Annotated in this window: 19 protein-coding genes; 14 read left to right on the plus strand and 5 right to left on the minus strand. The window is 35.9% G+C overall.

From position 1 onward, the window contains the following. Positions 1-284 precede the first annotated feature (284 nt). From IGJ53_RS06060 to IGJ53_RS06075, 4 genes are all read left to right on the plus strand, one after another. Positions 285-1,070, plus strand: coding sequence for a glucose-1-dehydrogenase (locus IGJ53_RS06060; protein ID WP_259741576.1), 786 nt, complete (start codon positions 285-287; stop codon positions 1,068-1,070). A gap of 12 nt (positions 1,071-1,082) precedes the next feature. Further along, positions 1,083-1,934, plus strand: coding sequence for a GRP family sugar transporter (locus tag IGJ53_RS06065; RefSeq protein WP_042956961.1), 852 nt, complete (start codon positions 1,083-1,085; stop codon positions 1,932-1,934). A gap of 225 nt (positions 1,935-2,159) precedes the next feature. Further along, entirely contained in the window at positions 2,160-2,654 is a 495-nt protein-coding gene (locus tag IGJ53_RS06070) for a PH domain-containing protein (protein ID WP_010732416.1), read from the plus strand. Beyond that, positions 2,647-4,134, plus strand: coding sequence for a PH domain-containing protein (locus IGJ53_RS06075; protein WP_259741577.1), 1,488 nt, complete (start codon positions 2,647-2,649; stop codon positions 4,132-4,134). The genes IGJ53_RS06070 and IGJ53_RS06075 overlap by 8 nt, the downstream gene beginning before the upstream one ends. Positions 4,135-4,197: 63 nt before the next feature. Here the strand turns inward: IGJ53_RS06075 and IGJ53_RS06080 are convergent, their stop codons facing one another. Next, positions 4,198-4,650, minus strand: a complete 453-nt coding sequence (locus IGJ53_RS06080; RefSeq protein WP_002329339.1) for a helix-turn-helix domain-containing protein — start codon at positions 4,648-4,650, stop codon at positions 4,198-4,200. Positions 4,651-5,110: 460 nt separating this feature from the next. Further along, positions 5,111-5,479, minus strand: a complete 369-nt coding sequence (locus IGJ53_RS06085; RefSeq protein ID WP_098041606.1) for an iron chaperone — start codon at positions 5,477-5,479, stop codon at positions 5,111-5,113. Between the two features lie 149 nt (positions 5,480-5,628). On the opposite strand from IGJ53_RS06085, the gene IGJ53_RS06090 reads away from it, so the two are divergent. Together IGJ53_RS06090 and IGJ53_RS06095 are read left to right on the plus strand one after the other, a co-directional pair. Next, on the plus strand, positions 5,629-6,111 hold the full coding sequence (locus tag IGJ53_RS06090) for a YbaK/EbsC family protein (protein WP_086323148.1): 483 nt from the start codon (positions 5,629-5,631) through the stop codon (positions 6,109-6,111). Positions 6,112-6,147: 36 nt separating this feature from the next. Beyond that, positions 6,148-7,158, plus strand: coding sequence for a S66 family peptidase (locus tag IGJ53_RS06095; RefSeq protein WP_259741578.1), 1,011 nt, complete (start codon positions 6,148-6,150; stop codon positions 7,156-7,158). A 115-nt stretch (positions 7,159-7,273) separates the two neighbouring features. On the opposite strand, the gene IGJ53_RS06100 is transcribed toward IGJ53_RS06095, so the two are convergent. Beyond that, a complete protein-coding gene (locus IGJ53_RS06100; protein ID WP_259741579.1) occupies positions 7,274-7,987 on the minus strand; it encodes a hypothetical protein in 714 nt (237 codons plus the stop codon). A gap of 264 nt (positions 7,988-8,251) precedes the next feature. On the opposite strand from IGJ53_RS06100, the gene IGJ53_RS06105 reads away from it, so the two are divergent. The 4 genes from IGJ53_RS06105 (at position 8,252) to IGJ53_RS06120 (ending at position 12,513) form a co-directional block, all read left to right on the plus strand. Next, a complete protein-coding gene (locus tag IGJ53_RS06105; protein ID WP_311135305.1) occupies positions 8,252-9,841 on the plus strand; it encodes an alpha-glucoside-specific PTS transporter subunit IIBC in 1,590 nt (529 codons plus the stop codon). A gap of 44 nt (positions 9,842-9,885) precedes the next feature. After that, positions 9,886-11,217: a 6-phospho-alpha-glucosidase gene (locus tag IGJ53_RS06110; protein WP_259741580.1), complete on the plus strand. Its 1,332-nt coding sequence runs from the start codon at positions 9,886-9,888 to the stop codon at positions 11,215-11,217. A gap of 84 nt (positions 11,218-11,301) precedes the next feature. Continuing rightward, entirely contained in the window at positions 11,302-12,069 is a 768-nt protein-coding gene (locus tag IGJ53_RS06115; protein WP_259741581.1) for a MurR/RpiR family transcriptional regulator, read from the plus strand. After that, positions 12,070-12,513 (plus strand): hypothetical protein, encoded by a 444-nt coding sequence (locus IGJ53_RS06120; protein ID WP_010732424.1) that lies wholly within the window; start codon positions 12,070-12,072, stop codon positions 12,511-12,513. Positions 12,514-12,721: 208 nt separating this feature from the next. On the opposite strand, the gene IGJ53_RS06125 is transcribed toward IGJ53_RS06120, so the two are convergent. Continuing rightward, the gene (locus tag IGJ53_RS06125) at positions 12,722-13,312 is read right to left on the minus strand and encodes a type 1 glutamine amidotransferase family protein (protein WP_010732425.1); all 591 of its coding nucleotides are present in this window, start codon (positions 13,310-13,312) and stop codon (positions 12,722-12,724) included. A gap of 1,304 nt (positions 13,313-14,616) precedes the next feature. On the opposite strand from IGJ53_RS06125, the gene ltrA reads away from it, so the two are divergent. From ltrA to IGJ53_RS06140, 3 genes are all read left to right on the plus strand, one after another. Continuing rightward, a complete protein-coding gene (gene ltrA, locus IGJ53_RS06130; RefSeq protein WP_438749841.1) occupies positions 14,617-16,422 on the plus strand; it encodes a group II intron reverse transcriptase/maturase in 1,806 nt (601 codons plus the stop codon). 217 nt (positions 16,423-16,639) lie between these two features. Beyond that, on the plus strand, positions 16,640-17,083 hold the full coding sequence (locus IGJ53_RS06135) for a GNAT family N-acetyltransferase (RefSeq protein WP_259741582.1): 444 nt from the start codon (positions 16,640-16,642) through the stop codon (positions 17,081-17,083). A 386-nt stretch (positions 17,084-17,469) separates the two neighbouring features. Then, on the plus strand, positions 17,470-20,067 hold the full coding sequence (locus IGJ53_RS06140) for an HAD-IC family P-type ATPase (protein WP_259741583.1): 2,598 nt from the start codon (positions 17,470-17,472) through the stop codon (positions 20,065-20,067). Positions 20,068-20,118: 51 nt separating this feature from the next. On the opposite strand, the gene IGJ53_RS06145 is transcribed toward IGJ53_RS06140, so the two are convergent. Continuing rightward, positions 20,119-20,904 carry a MerR family transcriptional regulator gene (locus IGJ53_RS06145; RefSeq protein ID WP_438749844.1) on the minus strand — a complete coding sequence of 262 codons (786 nt, stop codon included), beginning with the start codon at positions 20,902-20,904 and terminating at the stop codon, positions 20,119-20,121. A 307-nt stretch (positions 20,905-21,211) separates the two neighbouring features. On the opposite strand from IGJ53_RS06145, the gene IGJ53_RS06150 reads away from it, so the two are divergent. Beyond that, positions 21,212-21,631 (plus strand): MarR family winged helix-turn-helix transcriptional regulator, encoded by a 420-nt coding sequence (locus IGJ53_RS06150; RefSeq protein WP_098041612.1) that lies wholly within the window; start codon positions 21,212-21,214, stop codon positions 21,629-21,631. The last annotated feature ends 79 nt before the right edge of the window (positions 21,632-21,710 follow it).

Consider the following 21,710-nt stretch of genomic DNA (forward strand, 5'->3'; position numbering starts at 1 on the left):
TTCCGAATAAACGGTGTTCCAGAAGTAGCTTCTTCGAAAATAAGCCGAAATTTCACAAAAATTTGAGAATCCATTTTCGTCAATTCCTTCTTATTTCTTGAAGCTGAACACTTCTGTCACAACCTCTTTCTTTATAGAAATAGAAGGATGCTACCAATCGGTGAAAACGATTACCGGAGCGTATCATTTGCTTTAGACTATATATATTGGTGTACACTCACTTTAAGGCGGAAATAAAAGTTATCCGTAATAACAGGTTTAGGTATAAAAAAGGAGTGGGTACTATGTACAAGGAATTAGAAAACAAAGTCGCAGTAGTAACTGGCGGATCAAAAGGGCTTGGAACAGCGATTGCTCAACGATTCGGGAAAGAAAAAATGAATGTAGTCGTCAACTATAATTCGGATAAAGAAGGGGCAGAAAAAGCAGTCAAAGCAATCGAAGAGGCAGGCGGAAAAGCAGTCTCTGCACAAGCAGATGTCAGTTCTGAAGAAGGAATACAGCGTTTACTTGATACGGCTTTAGAAAATTTTGGGACACTGGACATTTGGGTTAATAATGCTGGGATGGAAAATCAGCATCCGACCCATGAACTTAGCCTTGAAGATTGGGAAAGAGTATTAAAAGTCAATTTGACTGGCGTTTTTATCGGAACGAAAGCAGCTTTGAATTATTTTACAGAGAATGATAAAAAAGGAAATATCATCAATATGTCTTCTGTTCATGAACAAATCCCATGGCCAACGTTTGCTCATTACGCTGCTTCAAAAGGCGGGGTAAAATTATTTACCGAAACGGTAGCAATGGAGTACGCACCTAAGGGAATCAGAATCAATAGTATAGGACCTGGCGCTATCCGTACACCTATTAATGCGGCAAAATTTGATGATCCTGAACAAAAAGAACTCTTGGAAAGTATGATCCCGCTAGGACGCGTAGGTGAACCAAAAGAAATAGCAGCGGCAGCTGCATGGTTGGCTTCAGACGAATCCAGTTATGTTACAGGTATTACACTATTTGCAGATGGTGGGATGACTTTATATCCTTCTTTCCAAGGTGGAAAAGGATAAGGGTGAATGAAAATGGGTTTATTGATTGCATTGATCCCGGCAGTTGGGTGGGGGATCCAACCGCTGATTTTGAAAAAGATTGGCGGCAGACCAACAAATGAGATATTAGGAACTGGTATTGGAGCCGTGCTCGTTGGCTTACTCGTTCAATTATTCGCTTCTCCATCTGGTATTTCAGTGACTACATTTTTGATTAGTTTACTTTCTGGTGCATTTTGGGTTATTGGACAAACAGGACAGTATACATCTTTCAACTTGATTGGTGTTTCTAAAACGATGCCTATCTCGACTGCATTACAGTTAGTCGGAACCTCGTTGATTGGTGTCTTCGCTTTTGGAGAATGGTCTGGAAGTATGGGGAAAATCATTGGTGCAGCAGCAATCATTCTTCTTGTATTTGGTTCTGCTTTAACGGCAATCAGTGATGATCCTGGAAAAAAAGGCGGTATCACAAAAGGAATCAGTCTATTAGCATCAACAAGTATTGGTTATTGGGTTTACAGTGCATTGCCCAAACTAGTTGATGCAAGCGGACTTTCCATTTTCTTTCCGCAAATGATCGGTGTCTTTTTAGGGGCAGTTATTTATGTGATTTTCCGAAAACCAACTGCATTTTCTGAAGACAAGAGTTGGAAAGCAACAATAGTTGGAGCCATCTTCAGTGTGTCAGCGTTGGCTTATATTTTTTCAGCGAATGAAAATGGGGTTGCTACTGCATATATCATTACACAGCTAAACGTAGTTATCTCTACATTAGGCGGTATGTACATCCTGCATGAAAATAAGACACCAAAAGAAAAAAAATTAACGATTATCGGCTTGTTGCTGATCGTAGTAGGAAGTATGGTCACGGTCTTTATTTGAGGATAAAGATGGTAAAAATTTGATGACTCCTAGATATGTCTAAGGAACGAGAAAACATAAAAAATGTTTTTTCGTTCCTTATTTTTTATTATCAATTAAGCTTCAGCGTAAAATTTCCGAAAAATTTTTTCATATAATGATAGACGGAATACAAAATTATGCGGTAACATGGAGGTAATAAAAATAACAGCTAGTAGTTTGCTGAAGTAAAGATGAAAGTGTGAAATGATGAACTATCCATTACTATCAAAAAAAATGTCGTATAAAATTAAAACTGTTTGGCGTAAAAGCACCTATGTATCTAGCACTATTTTTATGCTGATTGGAGTCGTAGCAGTAGGCACTTTAGCATGGTTTAATCATTTGAATGGTGTTTGGATATGGCTTTTGGGCATCTATTTCTTACTTGGTTTAATAAATTTCGTTTTCTCGATGCTATTGATTCCTTATCGCTATAAATTTTATCGATACGAAATTACAGCAGAGGATCTTGCGTTTCAAAAAGGATTTATTTTCCGCTCCCTTACTTATGTTCCAATGAATCGTATTCAGCATGTAGAAACGGAACAAGGGCCATTCTTAAGACAAGAGAATTTAATGGAAATCGTTATCCATACCGCTGCCACTAGTCATCATATTGCAGGTTTAGATGTACAAGAAGCAATGGATTTACGTCAGCAGATTATTGAACTGATTAAGGTGGTAAAAGAGGATGCTTGAAAAAAAGAGATTTCACCCTTTAGCTTTGATACTTTTATTTTTTCAAGAACTAAAAACCTGGTCCTTCCTTTTTTTCTTTATCTTCATCAATATACAACGACTAGCTGGTAACGTCTGGTTAGCAGTCTCCGCTGTATTATTGATTTTTGTTATCATATCTATCTCAGCACTGTTGAGATATCTTACACAAGGATATCAAATTTATCCTGAAAAAATCATTATTTATCATGGGGTATTTCGCAAACACGAAACAGATATTCCTTATGAACGGATTCAAACAATCAAGCAGAAACAATGGTTTTTCTTGCAACCATTTCGTGTGGTAGAGTTAATGATTGAAACCGCTAGCGGCGGTTCCACCGAAAAAGCAGAAGCATCTTTGCCAGCAGTTAGCGAAGAATTGATGGAAGTAATTGAGAACTATCGTATCAGTAAAAAATTTGAATGCTCCCAGTCAAAGATAACATATAAAGTTGAAGATTCCTTCTACTCATATCAGGTAACAAACAGACAAATACTGTTATTTGGTATTACAGATCTCAATATGCTAACAGTGGCAGCTGCTATTTCCATTTTTCTTGATGATTTTATCCCAGATGATTGGATAGAGCAGGCTTTATCTGCTTCACAAAAATTGATAAGATTCGGCCTACTGGTGTTTGTGGGGATTATTGCCCTTATTTTGTTACTACTCGCTTTTTTATCAATCGTCAGGAATTTTTTTAAATACTATCATTTTAGAGTAAGCCGACAAGAAACAACGTTAACAATAGAGAGCGGTTTGTTAGAACGACGTATACAAAAAATTCCTTTAAAGAAAATACAAGGAATTAAAATTCGTCAGCAATTGATTCGAAAGTTATTAAGGATTTCGTCTGTCGAACTTTTACTGGCAGGTGGGCAAGAAGAAAGAGAGAGTGCGAAAATCTATTTTTTACCGATCATTTCTGATGACGAGTTGTATGAGAATCTCCATAGATTACTACCAGAGTGGTCATTTTCAAATCCTGAAATCCAGTATATTTCTCGAAAAAAATTATGGTATTTTTGGCGTTGGCCGTTAATTCTATTATTACCAATGATCGTAGGAGCTTTTCATTTCAATCTTTGGTTGGGACTGTTAGGTTCTCTATTTTTAATGACTCTTCTCCTATTGACCTGGTTGAATGCTTATTATCAAGGATTCGCTATTCAAACCACATCACGAATTTGTATACAGACTTTTACAGTTCTGACAAAAATCCAAACTATTGTTGATAGAGATAAGATCCAATCCTTTACGGAAAAAACGACTCACCGACTATTCAAGAAAAGAATTGGTCATATAAAGTTTTGTTTGAAAACAGGGACTTCTGCGGAAAAAGTTGCATTACGTTATGTAGAAAAGCAAACAATCGATGTGTTGAAGAATACATTTTTGAAAAATAGAATGATAAAGGGATATAATAGAACTGAGTCCTTTAAAATAAACAATAAGTAATTATTAGAAAAAATAGCGCTAGAATTTCCAACATCTCTGGAATTTCTAGCGCTTTTTAATTGTTTAAGATACAAGTGAAATATCTGTCTGCATCAATAATTTTCCATTGATCCATTGACTAAAGTTCGTTACATAATTAAAATTACCACCTATAAGTATCTCCGCATGATTATCTTTATAAAGATCGTATTGTAAAAGACGGTCTTTTTTATTTGCGTAAACATCGTTATGGTACTGGACTAATTGTTCTCGGAATTGATTGATCGCTGTAAAATCACGATACTGAAGGTTGAAACGCATCGTGATTGGTGCATCTAGCATGAATCGCTGCATGTCTTTTGCTGCTTCATCTGCTTGATCTCCGTAAAGAAATTCAAAAAGATTACGTTCAGAAAATTTCCATTGTCCGCCAACCTTTGTTCCTTTTAGTTTTCCTTCATGAAGATAATTTCTGATAGAACGTGTAGTAACACCTAATTGTTCGGCTAATTCGTTTACTGAGTAAAAATCTTTCAATGTTCACCCTCCTATGTGAATGGTTCTATTGGTTTGGTTGTTAGTTGCTTTATCACGAGATGTAGAAAGAACGATCTCACTTAAAGTCATTGCAAAAAACGAATCAGAAAATTCTAACTTTTCTTTCTCTAAAGAAATTCATTCTCTTCTAAAGTGATATTATATTTAAATATACCTGAAAATAATGGATAGTATTATGAAAGATTGCTGATATTTTCTCGTATTTTTTCCTTATTCAAAAGATTTGCAGGAAAATTGCTGAAAAAATAATTTTACTAAGTTGAAAATTCAAGGTCATTCGTATTAGTGATTTTTTTCAGCACAAGAAAGACTCCTTATAAAAACAGCAGATACTTTGCCAATTAAGTGTTTAACCAGTGAGGATAAAAAGGATAGAACAAAGCCTGTACAAGGTAATGGATAGATTCTTCACCAGTACAGGTTTTGTTTGTATAAAGCTTTATCGCCAAAATTTATCATGATCTTTCTTGTCTTCAATATTAAATGAAATCAATTGGTCAATCAGTTCCCAATTGATTGCACTTTTCCAAGGAACTTTGATGACATTATCCGTATATATGTAGCCAATTTCTTGGATAGTCTTTTCAAGGGCACGAATCGCTACTTTTTCTGGTGCGATGGAAAAATGATTTTTAGCAAAACTGAATGCAATAATAAAGGTACCATGATCAGTAAAGATAGGCTGGTTCCATTTTACAGTTGTGTCCAGCTGGGGATATGTCTTCGCTATCTTAGAGAAAAGGTCATTGATCTTTTGTTGATTTTCTTTTTCTTTTATTTGATCAATAATCAGCCGAAATTTTTCCATTCTAAAACGCCTCCATTAAGTGGTTTGATTTATTTTACCAGAAAAACAATGGTTATGTATAAAAATAAATTAGAAAACAAGCGATATTGTATCCGGTATATTTTGATGATAAGATGGCTCAAAGACCAAAATAGAAAAGAGGCATAAAAATGATTGACTTGGCAAAGAAATTCTCACACGCAAATATTTATTTTGAGTTGTATCATCATCGAGCTATTTATACAAATGAAGATGCTTTGGTGGTAAAGAAAGAGCAAGGATTTACAGGCACAGAGACCAAAAGCTTATTCTTAAAAGATAAAAAAGATAATAACTATGTATATCTGACTTTTACTACGAAACAAACGGATTTCAAAGCATTAGGAAAGATTATCGGTAAAAGGCTTTCTATTGTTTCATCAGAACGGATGGAAGAACAAACGGGACAAAAACAGGGCGCTGTTTCTCCATTTGGTTACGAAGAACAGATACCGATTATTATTGACGAAGAACTATTGTCAAAAGAAAAACTTGTTTTTGCACCAGGGAGGCCAGATCAAACGATGGTCATCAAAACGGTTGACTTAAACAAAATCATCCAGCTACTTGAAATACCAATATTTTTGATGCCAGCAAATGAAAATAACAACTAATCAAACAAAATAGCGCGTACTAGGAGCTGAAGCAATATGATAAGATATCCGTTATTAGGTAGAAATACGACGATTGGGGTTACTGCACCATCATCGGGCGTACCAGAAGAACACCACCTGTTACTAGAAATGGCTTTAAAGAGTATGGAAGAAAAATCTTTTCATGTCGTTACTGGAAAGACGCTGTGGATGCAAGATAAAGAAAAATCAGCTCCAGCAAGAGAACGAGCAGATGAATTCAATCAAATGATGAAAAATGAGAATATCCAAATGATCCTTCCGCCTTGGGGAGGAGAATTATTGATTGAGATCCTCGATTCTGTCGATTTCGATGCTCTCCAGCCAAAATGGATAGTAGGTTATTCAGACATTAGTACGTTGCTACTCGCCATCACATTAAAAACAGGGATAGCCACTGCACATGGGACCAACCTTATTGATTTAAGAGGAAATTATTCAGATAAAACGACAGCGATGTGGAAAAGTGTACTAGAAACAGGCAAAGGAGAATCAATCTTACAGCATTCTTCTGAAAAATATCAAAAAGAATGGCATCATGAACAACCGTCACCTTCAGTTTTCCATCTTACTGAACCAACAAATTGGCAATCAGTCAGCGGAGAGGCAGTAAGGATAAAAGGTCGATTATTAGGTGGTTGTATAGATACGATCAGACACTTAATTGGTACACCTTATGGAGATGTCCAAACGTTTAAAAGAACGTATAATGATGGAAAGCCAATCTTGTGGTTTCTAGAAAACTGTGAGCTATCGTCCGTTGATTTAAGAAGATCACTTGTTCAGATGAAACTAGCAGGATGGTTTGAGGATAGCTCTGGTATCATGTTCGGCAGAAGTGCAGCAGAGGATTTGTTAGATTATCGAATGAAGGATGTATATGAAGATATTTCAAAAGAATTGAACATACCAATCTTGTATGATATTGATTGCGGTCATGTACCGCCACAACTAACATTGATCAACGGTGCCTACGCAGAAGTAGAGGTAGAAGATGGAAAAGCGACTGTTTTGCAAACGTTTATTTAATAAAATTTTTTCCTGCCTTGGAGTCTATCAAAGACCAATAAATCTAAATAGAAAAGAAAATGAAAGAAGCTGACAGTATTTTGTCAGCTTCTTTTCCTATGATCTATTAGAAAGTCTAATTATCTATAACTGTCACATCGATTAACTGTTTCACGTCATTGGGGTTGCCTGTAGGAATAGCAACCACAGATGCATGATCAATGATTTCTTGAGTTGTTTTTTTAATGAATGCTGGATCAGAGGCTTGATCTGCAGGCATTTGCCAATGTGAAGGAACTGGATAACTAGTGATCGTTCCGTCGTGGTTACTAGAATACACTAAAATTCCCTGGTAGCCGTATTTTCCAGTAAGCATAACTACGTCTTTTGGATAACCTACGCTCCCTGCATCATAGGGATTGATAGGTGTTCCTGCCGGATAATGAATAACATGTAGTTCAAAATCACCTGATGCATCTTTAAAAGTATTACCCTTGACAGCCAACCAAACGCGTGCATACTCAATTTGCAGATCAGAATATCCTGCTAACGGATCTACTGACTGAGAAGACTGTGAGAAGGATGTGTCTGCTGTAGAAGAAGAAAGACTCGTGTCAACTGTACCACTAGATATAGAAGAAGGGTTAGACTCTGAAAGTTTGCTGGTGGTTGAAGATGTATTCGATTCAGAAGAAGCTGATTTCTCTGTACTTGATTTTTCAGCTGAACTAGTTTGTCTGATGGAACTTTTGACTGCGGTCGCAGATGACTCACTGGTTTCTTTACTAGCAGATGTACATCCTACAAGGAATAAGGAGATCGACGCTAAAATAAACCCTAACTTTTTCATATAAAACACCTCGCCACTTTAATTAATACTAGTATAGCATAATTCTAAATTTCTCTGGTTAAAGGAGAAGCATAGACAAAAATTTCTATACATTGATTAAATCTGTCTTTTATTTATGTATTTAGGGAAATTTCCCATTATATGCTACCTAAGAACTATTATTGAAATCAAGTTTCTTAATGTGTAATAGCTATTGTAACCGATTTCTTTTGTGCTTATACTAAATCTGCGACACAAGATGTGTATGGAAGGAGTTGACTTATTATGATAATGGAAAAGATTCAACGCTTTGGCGGAGCTATGTTTACACCGGTTTTGCTCTTTTCTTTTTCGGGGATCATGGTGGCTTTATGTATCATCTTCAAAAACCCAATGTTAGTGGGGAGTATTGCTACAGAAGGAACAGCATGGTATTCGATCTGGTCAGTGGTTGAAAGTGGTGCTTGGACCGTATTCAATCAAATGGAGTTGTTGTTTGTTATTGGATTACCTATCGGATTAGCTAAAAAAGCAAGTGCTAGAGCAGCGATGGAAGCATTTGTAGTCTATATTACTTGTAATTATTTCATTTCTACCATGTTAGGCTTTTATAGCGGATTTTTTGGTGTTGATTTTTCTGCCGATCCGGGCGGCGCAAGTGGACTGAAAATGATTGCGGGTATCAAAACATTGGATACAGGAATTATAGGGGCAATCTTGATTTCAGCTGTTGTAGTGTATCTGCATAATCGATTCTTTGATAAAAAGCTGCCGGATTTTTTAGGGATCTACCAAGGGTCATCATTTGTTGTGATTATTAGTTTTTTCATCATGTTGCCTATTGCATTTTTGATCTGCCTTATCTGGCCTAAGATCCAGTCGGCAATCAGTTCATTGCAAGGTTTCTTAGCGGGTGCTGGTATATTTGGTGTCTGGCTTTACACTTTTTTAGAACGTATTTTGATTCCAACCGGCTTACATCATTTTATTTACGCACCGTTTGCGTTTGGGCCAGCAGTAGTAGAAGAAGGGATTGCGAGATACTGGATGACACATCTTCAGGAGTTTGCTCGCAGCGAACAGCCACTTAAGCAGCTTTTTCCAGAAGGCGGTTTTGCTTTGCACGGGAATTCAAAGATATTCGCTTCTCCAGGTATTGCCGCAGCGTTTTACTTCACTGCAAGACCTGAGAATAGGAAAAAAGTGCTGACGATCCTGATCCCCGCCACTTTGACAGCTGTTTTGGCAGGTATCACTGAGCCATTAGAGTTTACGTTTCTATTTATATCTCCACCATTATTTGCTGTTCATTCACTTTTGGCTGCTACAATGGCGGCAATGATGTATGGTTTTGGTGTGGTAGGGGATATTGGTGGTGGGTTTATTGACTTGTTCGTGAAAGTATGGATTCCATTATTTCAAAACCATAAAGGAATGATCTTTACCCAACTAGTGATTGGTCTAGCTTTTACAGGAATCTATTTTATTGTGTTCCGATACCTGATTCTCAAATTTGATATTGCCACTACGGGGAGAGAAGAGAATACCGACGCTATTAAATTATATACTAAAAAAGATTACAAAGAAAAACAGGGGAAAACTTCAAAAACAGAAATTGAAAATGTATATGAGAATCAAGCTGCTATTTATTTAGAAGGTTTTGGAGGGGCCGAAAATATTGAAAAAGTCACAAATTGTGCTACACGCTTGAGAATAACTGTAAAAAATAAAACGTTGGTTTTAGAAGATACGATTTTTAAAGAAGGTGGAGCACACGGTGTAGTGAGAAACGGCAATGCTTTTCAAGTAATAGTTGGTTTGGACGTGCCACAAGTACGTGAACAATTTGAACGTTTATTAGAAATAGAACAATAGTTTCACAAAAATCTTAACAGACAAATAGAAAGGGGAATGTTAATATGAAAAAATTTTCAATCACGATTGCCGGCGGAGGGAGTACATTTACTCCTGGAATTGTTTTGATGCTTTTGAAACATCTGGATAAATTTCCTATCCGGCAAATCAAATTTTATGACAATCTGGAGGAAAGACAAGCACGTATTGCTTCTGCGTGTGAGATTTTATTGAAGGAAAGAGCACCAGATATTTTGTTTACAGCCACTACTGATCCAGAAATAGCATTCACTGATGTTGATTTTGTTATGGCACATATTCGTGTTGGCTTATATGCGATGCGGGAAAAAGATGAAAAAATTCCGTTCAAGTATGGGGTAGTTGGTCAGGAAACTTGTGGACCTGGCGGAATTGCTTATGGGATGCGTTCAATTGGCGGTGTTTTAGAGTTGATAGATTATATGGAAAAATATTCACCAAATGCGTGGATGCTCAATTACTCTAATCCAGCGGCGATCGTGGCAGAAGCGACTCGAAAATTACGTCCTAAAGCAAAGATCATCAATATATGTGATATGCCGGTGGGAATTGAAGAGCGTATGGCTCAAGCTATCGGCTTAGCTTCACGCAAAGAAATGGTCGTACGCTACTATGGCTTGAATCATTTTGGTTGGTGGACGGATATCCGAGATACAGAAGGAAATGATTTGATGCCTAAAATTCAAGAATATGTTAGTCAGTTTGGTTACGCTCTACCATCGGAATCTCAAGAATCACAACAAACCGATGCAAGTTGGAAACATACATTTATGAAAGCAAAAGAAGTATATGACATTGACCCTACTACTCTTCCTAACACTTATTTGAAATATTACTTTTATCCGCAAGATGAAGTAGCGCACACTAACCCAGAGTTTACGCGTGCAAATGAAGTGATGGTTGGACGCGAAAAACAAGTATTTAATGAATGTGATCGTATCACTAATAGTGGTTCAGCAGAAAATACAATACTGGAAATCGATGAACATGCTAGCTATATAGTTGATTTAGCACGAGCAATCGCCTATAACACTCATGAAAGGATGTTGCTGATCGTACCTAATAACGGAGCTATCGAGAATTTTGATGAGTCGGCGATGGTAGAAATACCCTGTATAGTTGGCAGCAATGGACCAGAACCATTGATACAAGGAAAGATTCCACGCTTCCAAAAGGGGTTGATGGAACAACAAGTAGCTGTCGAAAAATTAGTAGTCGAAGCTTGGGAAGAAAGGTCTTATCAGAAATTATGGCAAGCACTGACATTATCAAAGATTGTTCCAAACGCAAAAATTGCAAAAGATCTATTGGATGATCTGGTGAGTGTAAACCAAGAATACTGGCCTGAATTGAAATAGCAGTATCCCAAATACATCGTGGTCCTCCTCTATTAAAAAATAGTTTCATGTTATTGCATATACTAATAATAGAGGAGGGATAGTATGGAACTAGAAAAATTGATTCATCAACATGCAGAAAAATTAAGCGAACTAGACCGAGGAATCTTGAACTTTATTTTATCGGATCCTAGCTTGATACAAAATTTGAAAATAACTGACTTAGCGGAGAGACTTTATGTCTCAAAATCTTCCATTATGAGAACAACTAAGAAATTGGGGTTTTCTGGTTATTCTGAGTTCAAATATTTTTTACGACATGTAAAAAATAAAGAAAATGGACTTAGAACACAAGAAGACATTTTTGAAAAACAACTGGAAGATATCCAGCAGACGCTTCATTATATGAAGGCTGTCAACTTAAAGCCAATCCTTCAATGCTTAGACCGAAGTAAGATGATTTATTGCTATGCAACGGGATTTTCACAAAAGAAAGTAATTGATGAGTTTTATAAAATGATGCTAGGCATTGGAAAGAGAGTAATGGTATTGCCAAATAAGACGGAGTTTGATATGGCCATGCCACTGATAACATTAGAAGATATGGTCATTATTGTTTCTTTGAGCGGTGAAACACAAGAGGTCAAAGAAAATCTGACTGCCTTTGAATTACAGAAAATTCCAGTTTTGACCATTACTGCAGCTGGAGATAATTATTTCGCACGCCATAGTACTTATCATTTAAATTATTATTGTAATTGCTTTATCCTTGGAAAAGAAAATAAACCATTTCAATCATTGATCAGCTTGAGTTGCTTAGCGGATTATTTAGCTCGTGCTTATGGTGTATATACGCTGAGAGAGGAGAGCTAGATGAGAAGAGACAGGATAGAAAGACTCTGGAAACACATTTTACTTGGTTATTGGATAGCTGCAGCTTCCCTTTTTTATTTCTATGCTATATTAATGACGATCAGAATGAATGGAATGATACACGAAGCTTTTTTCCATAATCCATATATCGCTCTTGGGTCCTTATTTCCTTTTTTAATGTTATTTCAAGCAAGTATTCTTTATTTTTTAGAAAAAAGAACAATTGAAACCAGCTTGTTAAGAATATACCTACAATTTACGGTTGTCCAACAAGTTATAACAGGAAATTTAATAGGAGCTCTTTTAGCTTTTCTCTATGTAAGAAGTTTAAAAAAATGTGGGAAGAAGTCCACTATATACAGCAAAGTACTAGTTTTATCTAGCACAATTTTTATAGGAACCATTAGTCTGCTAGCAATATTTTTGCTTTTTCGAATGAGTTAATAAGTTGGTTCTCCATTTTTAATTTAAAATAGAAAGATAAGAGAAAAAGTTTAACACGATATATAAATTTGTAAATTAATGGGATCTTCTATAGTGAACATAAATAGAGTGTATCTTCTTTGATAAATACCATAAAAAAGTGTGACAAGCAATCATTGTTAGATTGCTTGTCACAACATTGATAAGAGTATCCAATTGAAGAGAATGTTTAGGAGAAAGGGTCTCCGTACTTTTTATAGTAATCATAGTATCCAAGTTTGTATAGACGAATCGTTTTTTGTCTTATTTCTTCTGTTTCAAAATGGACTGCTTGAAGAATCAAATCTGTGAATTCTATAGGAGCTGTTCCATTCGCGGTAATCAAGTTATGATCTTTCACAGCTTGTTGTTCTATAAAATCTTCTTTATTTTGATAATTTTCCGATTCTAACCAAGGAAATTGCGCATTTCCGGTGTGTTTGTAACCTTGCAATAATCCGCTCTGTGCTAAATAATCAACTGCCCCACAAATAGCAGCTACTGGTACGCCTGTTTTTAAAAATTTATCGATTATTAAATGTAAATGGTGGTTTTCTATGTCCCATGAATTGCCACCAATCATAATAAAGAGGTCAATTTTTTCAGGTATTTGTTCGATTAAATAATCGATTTTTGTTTTTAGTCCTCCAATGGAAGTGACCTCTGATTGGATAGAGGCAGTTTTATTTTGCCATCCCTCATTTTGGTTTAGTGTGCTAGTAATATAAGCACCTTCCCAATCGGCATAATCCTCTAATAGAAACGTAATCGCAGTTTTCATTTTCAAGCTCTCCTTTATTATCTATGACAAGGACAACAGTTTTAATATACAGACATTCATTAAATTTGGATAGCGACAGAGGAAACAACAATTCTTAAGTTTTAGACAGAGTACATAGGCAGCCAACTTTATTTACTAGCATTATAACATTTTGCATACGCGTATGACAAAAGAACTAGTTGCCGCAGCGTTACTATCTATGAAGTAACCTTAAATTGAGTTAGAAAATCTACTATGGTTTCTATTCTGCGAATCTATTCGAATTAAAAAGACACTCTCGGAAAGTTTCTTCGTTTGATGGAAAAATTGAGTACCAAAAGAGAAAAATTAACTGGTCTCATAAGTAGAGGATCTGATTAGCTTCTCTATTTATTTGAATACAATCTAAAAAGAAACTGGAAGGCAAAAAGTATTTATAAAAAAGAAACAATAAAATGTGTCAAACACTCAGCATGATATATATAACCATGTAACCAGTTCATTAAGAAAATAGTGAAAGCCGCAGAAAATAAAGTTTCTGCGAACATCCTTATCCCATTTTGCGAGCATATCTGCTATTACTGTGGCTGAAAATTATTGAGTAATACATTTTTATTGGTGCGACACGTTTCCTAATAAGTGCGTAGCACGAAATAGGAACATTAATCCATGTAAGGACTAATGATAACTAATTATTCAACAGTTGGAATGAAAGCCGTCATGTTGGCTGAAACAACTGGTCTAATACTCCTACATGCGTCAATGTGTATCAGCACATCGGGGTGTGAAGCTAGGTGAAGACGGCAGAACAATACCTAAGTGAAGTAGCTGATTCATACGGTAAAGGATATGCCGGGACGCTATAAACTATCTATGGTGAGAATGTTTTTAACGGAAAACTGACGAACTCGCGAATGTACGGGTCTAAAAAATAGACGTATTCGAAAGAATATAAGGTTGTGTGCGCAACGAGTATCACCGACGAGTAAAAGTCAAAGATATGAAAATCGGGATAGAAGACAATGATTCTATAGTAATACTCAGGCTTAAAGTGAGCACCTAAAGATAGATGAACAGCTAGAATAATTGGAACGTGGAAAGCAAGAAACACCCATAATGACTGATATCAGGGTGGTGGATATAAAGCAAATGCTGAAATTCTTTCGTTCTTGCGAGAGTAGGGGCACAGTACCTAAGAAACCACGATAACAAGTGGTGGAGGGATAGCCCCAAGACTAGAATTTTGACAAGTGAATACAGTTAAATGAAACTCACAGGGTCTGGTAAGAGGATGGGAATAATCAATATAGGAGATTAAACCATCGGTGAGTGCAGAGAAACTAAAATATATTGAGTACTATAATATGCAATCGACTTTTGATTGGTTGTTTAAGAAAAGCACCGAAGGAAGAACTAAAGGAATCGATTTGTATGAAATAATCACATCTAAGCAAAATATTCTTCTTGCTTATAGAATGATTAAATCAAATCAGGGGTCCAAAACAGCGGGAACAGACGAATTAACGATTGATAATTTTAAATTCGTCAATGCAGAAAAATTTGTGGGATATATTAGAAAGGAACTGAGTTCCTATACACCACAAGCTGTAAAACGAGTTGAGATACCAAAACCTAATGGAAAAATGCGACCTTTAGGAATCCCTACAATGAGAGACAGAATTATTCAACAGATGTTCAAGCAGGTTCTTGAACCAATCTGTGAAGCTAAGTTCTATAAGCATTCTTATGGCTTTCGTCCAAACAGGTCAACTGAACATGCCATTGCTAGATGTAATCTTCTTGCACATCGATGCCATTGTCATTACGTGATAGATATTGATATAAAAGGATTTTTCGACAATGTTAATCATACAAAATTGTTGAAGCAACTCTTTACTATTGGTGTTACAGATAAAAGAGTCCTAGCGATAATATCTAAAATGTTAAAAGCGCCGGTTGACAAATTAGGTGTCCAGTATAAGGGATGTCCCCAGGGCGGGATATTAAGTCCATTACTATCGAACGTGGTACTAAACTCGTTAGATTGGTGGATCGCCAATCAATGGGAAAACTTTGAAAGTAAATATCGATACTCGAATGCAAATAACCTCTATCGAGCTCTAAAAACAACCAGATTAAAAGAAATGCATATTGTAAGATATGCAGATGACTTCAAAATATATACAAACAGTCCTCGCAACGCCATAAAGATATTCCATGCGGTACGTGGGTACATTCACAACGAATTAAAACTTGAAATATCAATGGAAAAATCGAGGATAACCAATCTTAGGAAAAGATATTCCGAATTCTTAGGTTTTGAATTAAGGGTGCAAAAACACCGTGAAAAATACAAAACAATCTCAAGAGTTTCAAGGAAATCACTAAAAAGGTTGAAAAAAGAAGTTAAGAATAGGATAAAACTGATACAAGAAAACCCGGCAAAATCGAATATAATTAAATATAATTCGTTTGTTCGAGGTATTCAAAATTATTACTGCAAAGCGACTTTAATAAATAAAGACTTTGCGGAACTATACTATTCCTGCTTACCAACAATGTATAATCGGTTACTTCCTTTCGGAAAATATGAAAAACCAAGGAGTCCACCATTAGCATACAGGAATTTATACAGCACAACTCAGAGAACTTTTATTATCAAAGGGTTGTACTTGTTTCCTATTTGCCAAATAAAATGGAAAAAGCTTAGTTACTTTAAACCTGAAGTAAACAACTTTACTCCAAATGGGAGACTATCCTTGATAAAAGCGCAAAAACTAACCATTCAAACAGAGATAATCAAAATGAGTTATTCGGCTCTAAATAGTTCGAGCATAGAATATTCCGACAATAAATTGTCCAAGTATTCAATGCAGAGAGGTAAATGTGCAGTCACAAAGCAATTTCTGACTGCAGAGGCCGCCCACTGCCATCATATTGTTCCAAAGGAGTATGGCAAAAATGACTCGTTTGATAATTTAATTATTGTACATGAATGGGTACACAAATTAATCCATGCGACTAGAAAGGAAACGATTGGAATGTACTTGGATTTAGTAAAACCAAATGCAAAAGCATTGGAAAGAATTAACAAGCTACGTAAACACTGTAATTTAACTGAAATTCACTAATAAAAGAACTAGTTGGAACGCCGTATGAGGTGAAAGTCTCACGTACGGTGTGGAGCAGGGGAAAAGTTGGAGAATGACATGCTTATTATTTGCAAAAATAAACAACTTTCAAAGACTTACCTATTGCTATTGACTGTAGTAGGATAAAATTACAGGTCTTCATTTTTTCTTTTTCCTTTGTTACAATGAAAAAAATTGGATTTATGGAGAATAGAAAATGAAAATTGTAGAGGTAAAAGACAGAAATACATTGCTGATCGATCAGTTATTAGTGATATGGGAAAATTCTGTAAAAGCAACACACTTTTTTCTATCCGAGAAAGAAGTAAAAGAAATCAAGAACTATGTACCGCAAGCATTAAAAGAAATCCCTCATTTGGTTATTGCAGAAAATGAGAATCAAATTCCTGTAGGGTTTATGGGTATTGCAGAGAAGCAGCTTGAAATGCTCTTTATTTCTCCGGAAGAAAGAGGGAAAGGCGTGGGGAAAAAATTGCTTGAATATGGCATAGAAAAATATTCAATCAATGATTTAGCCGTGAATGAACAAAATCCTCTTGCTAAAGGTTTCTATGAACATATGGGATTTGAGATATATAAAAGAACAGAAGTAGATGAACAAGGTAATCCGTATCCACTTTTATATATGAAATTAGATTAACAAAATGAACAGGATTTTACGAATCAATGATTCATTTAATGCATATGAAGCAATGTACAGAGAATTGGCAAACCTCAGATGAAATGACAGGGTATGTGATGCAGGTGCTTTAACTGAGTCTGTGAATCAGCCGCACCAGAAAATGTTTGGTTATTAATTTAATAGTACTGTGATTTACAAAAAATAATAAGCGAAATCTAGTTAAAACTCTCGAATTAAGAGGATTGACTAGATTTTTTTATTGCTCAGGCCGCATGCTTACAGCATGTTTTTTGTTTACAAAAACAAGAATTAAATAGCACAAGTCGATTTTTTTAAATAATGGGTTGACCTTATAGCGACTCTAACCTTTATCCTGTAATAGAAAAGAAGATGGAGGGATAAAAATGAAAAATTGGCATTATTTATCAATAGAAGAAACAAAAGCACAAACAGGTATTTCTCTGATTACAGAAAAGGAACGAAAGATCAAACAAGAACAGTTTGGCAAAAATAAACTAGAAGCAGCGGATTCTGTGCCAGAATGGAAAAAATTCTTAGCTTATTTCCACGATGCGTTGATGTATGTATTGATCGGGGCATCTTTCTTGAAATTCGTGACAGGAAGTTTTGTTGAAGGAATAATCGTTTTATTAGTCGTCGTGCTAAATGCAGCAATCGGCTATTATCAAGAACGCAAAGCAGATGAATCGTTGAGCGGAATCTCCAAATTATTAAGTGCTAGTGCAACGATTGAAACAGAACAGGGACGAAAAACTATTGATACAGAAGAATTAGTTGTTGGCGATCGAGTTTATTTAAAACCAGGCGATGTGGTTCCAGCTGACTTGCGTCTGATAACTGTGAATCAGTTGAAAATAGATGAAGCAATTTTAACAGGAGAGGTAGAACCTGTTGAGAAACAAACGGATTCTTTAGCAGAAGAGACTGTTTTAGCAGACCGAATAAATATGGCTTATTCCGGGACAAAAGTCCAATCAGGAACAGGTCAAGGAATTGTCGTTGCAATCGGCTCTGAAACAGAGGTTGGGAAGATCAATCATTCTTTAAAGACAATCGAAGAGAAAGAAACTCCTTTATTAACAAAAGTGAATGAAATGAATCAAAGTATTTTCAAAGGGATCGGTTTCTTTATCTTACTTTTAGGATTAATCAGCTACTTTGTTTATGGGATGAGTCTCACTTATATTCTTTCTGCCATAATTGCGTTAATCGTTTCGTCCATTCCAGAAGGGCTGCCGTCGATTTTGACGATTATTTTATCTTCTGGTGTCCACAATATGTCTAAACAAAAGGCAATTGTAAAAGCATTGCCTACAGTAGAAACATTAGGTTCGATGACAGTGATTTGTTCAGATAAGACAGGAACTTTAACAAAAAATGATATGACATTAACGTCCCTTTTTGTTAATCAAAACACTGTTTTTTTAACAGACAAAGAGCGCCAAAATTCATATGGAAAATCAGTTCTTTCTGAAATTATGCAAAACTGCCAGGAAACACAAAATTTTTACGATACAAAGTGCCCAATCACAGGGAATGCGACGGAGCTAGCGTTATTGAAATGGACAAATGAACAGCAAGTTCTTCGCCGTGAATGTATAGATGTATTGCCTTTTGATTCAGCATACAAATATATGGCGACCATCCATATCATCGACGGAAAAAAACGTATTTTCGTTAAAGGAGCACCCGATATTTTATTTACTAAAGCAACTAGCCAGCTTGTTAATGATCAAGTTCAAGCTTTTGACCATGAGGCTTGGGAAGAAGCTAATTCAACTTTTGCTTCAAAAGGACAACGTGTGTTAGCTTTCGGATATAAAGATGTTTCTTTAAATGAAGCTGTTACGCACGATACAATAAATGGGTTAGTGATGGCAGGTCTGGCTGGGATTATTGATCCACCTAAAGAATCAGCGATTAAAGCTGTTAAAGAATGTAAGCAAGCTGGTGTTCGGGTAGTGATGATTACGGGTGATCATCCAACAACAGCTAAAGCAATTGCTCAGCAGCTGGGATTGAAAAACGCTTATCAAGCAATCACTGGCGAAGAATTGAATCAGTTAACGCCAGAAGAATGGGAAGCGGTTGTTCAAAACACGGATGTTTTTGCTAGAACGACTCCTGACCACAAAATATCCATTGTGTCCTATTTACAAAAACAAGGTGAGATCGTTGGAATGACAGGTGATGGTGTCAATGATGCACCAGCGCTGAAAAAAGCGGATGTCGGGATTGCCATGGGAATCAAAGGCAGTGATGTAAGTAAGCAAGCGGCGGACATGATTTTAGTGGATGATAATTTCGTGACGATTGCCAAAGCGGTAAAAGAAGGACGTCGTATTTTTGACAACCTAAAGAAAACAATCTTATTCTATTTGCCAACTTGTTTAGCACAAGGATTATTATTGATTTTCTCCATTCTGGGAAATTTACCATTACCTCTTACAACTGTCCAAATTTTATGGTTAAACTTAGTTGCTTCAATTACATTATCTTATGCTTTAGGGTTTGAACCAGCACACAAAGATATCATGCGCCGTAAGCCAAGATTGATGACTGAGAAGATCATTTCAAGGTATACATTATTCCGAATCATATATGTTGGATTTTTGATTACTCTTTTTGGGTTTATCACGATGAGTTTATTTAGCGGGGAAAATTTACGTCAAACGATCTTGATTAATGCTATTGTTTTTGGACAAGCACTCTATATGATCAATTGTCGTGAAATGACAGATTCTGCTTTTAGTAATCCATTATCAAAAAATCGTGCATTGATTTGGTCCCTGACAGCTATGCTAGCGTTGCAATTAGCGATGGTCTACTTGTCGCCGCTTCAATTAGTTATCCAGACAACGCCTTTAAGCATAGGTCAATTCATGATGAGCATCGTGCCTTCTGCCATTCTATTTTTGCTTGTGGAGTTAGAGAAAAGAATCACGAGAACGTTTGATTCAAATACTTCATCTGTAAAATAAGTTAGAAATAAAAAAGGAGTAGTTTCTATGGACTACTCCTTTTTTCGGGCATTAAGCGGGGGATAATTGAATCTCAATCTCAGATATATATTCTTCAGGAAAATTTGTTTCATAGAAGTCGAGTAAATAAAATTCATAGAAAGGGCCTGCAGCTTTTAACTGGTGTTCTTCTAAATAACTTTTTAACAACTGAAGGGCGAGGTCGCGATTTTTGTAGGTGCCGCTATAACAAATCGTTAAGTAATCGCCAGCAGGTAAAGTAGTAGAATGTTCAAGGGCTTGTTCACCATCTAGACAGTAAAAAACTTGATGTCTAAAACCATCGCCGTTTGGTGTCATCCGCGTTCCGAAGACATTTTGATTGTTGGCATGCAGATTTTTTTCAAATAATTTGTGTAGTTTTTTCAGCTCTAAGTAGAGATTTTTTCCTGTGGTATCCGTCTGCCGGCTTAAAATAATTTGGCGAGGCGGATGGGTCACAATTTCGACGGTCAACGTTTTTTTCTTTTCTGCTAATTCGATCAGCTCTAATCGTTCATTTAGGAAATGCTCTTTTTCTTTAAGGACGTTGATTTGCTCACGTACGTTCGCAATCTCGAATTGGAGCATTTCTTTTGTTAAAGCTTTATTTTTCTGATCAAGATAATTTCGGATTTCTTCAAGCGAAAGGTTAAAGAAACGCAAATCTCGAATAGTATTCAATCGCTCCAGATCTTCATAAGTATATTGGCGATAGCCATTTTCTGCATATTTGGGAGAAAGCAACCCGATTTTTTCATAATAGCGTAATGTATGTGAGGTAATGCTATACATTTGACTGACTTCTTTGATATTCATTTTTTGTCTTCCTTTTTATAATGATGTTTTTTTATGATAGCGTAGTTCAAAAGTTCTCCAAATATTGTTCCCATCACTAACTATTATACAGAAGAGATAAGACTTTTACTGTTCTGTTTTACAAATTTCTTCGTCTGGAAGTGAATGATTTCTTCTATTTTATTCTTCAACAAATGAAAGTCAAGTTCTAATTATTAGTAATCTAATTATTAGCATTTGACTTTTTTTGTTTGACATTTCTTTTATAAGCGTGTATATTCTTTTCGAATAGTTAGATATCTAATCTTTAGCAAAGGAGGATTTTTTTTTGGATAAAATGATTGTTTCAAATTTGATGCGTTCCATCATGAACAAATCTCGTGAATCCATGGAACAACGGACCAAAGACATGGATATCAGTCCTCAACAAGGGCGAATGATCTCTTATATTGCACAAAATGAAGACAAGGGATTGATCCAAAAAGATTTAGCGGAAGTGTTTCAACGTCGTGGTGCAAGCATCACTAGCATGCTTCAGGGATTAGAGAAAAAAGGTTACATTGAACGTCGAATTCCAGAAGACAATGAGCGGCAAAAGAATATATACGCATTACCTAAAGGCAAAGCTTTGGTCGATGAAACAAATGAAGCTTTTTATGCGGCAGAAAAAGAACTAATACACGCATTAAGTGAAGAAGAAGTTCAACAATTAATAGAGCTGTTAAGAAAAATTGATCGTAATCTTTGATCAGCAAGCAGAGAACAACTGCTTGCAGCTAAATAGTTAGATAACTAACAATTATAAATCTAATAAAAGGAATGACTTG

The organism is Enterococcus sp. DIV1283b, assembly GCF_051710965.1.
Taxonomy (GTDB): domain Bacteria; phylum Bacillota; class Bacilli; order Lactobacillales; family Enterococcaceae; genus Enterococcus_B; species Enterococcus_B lactis.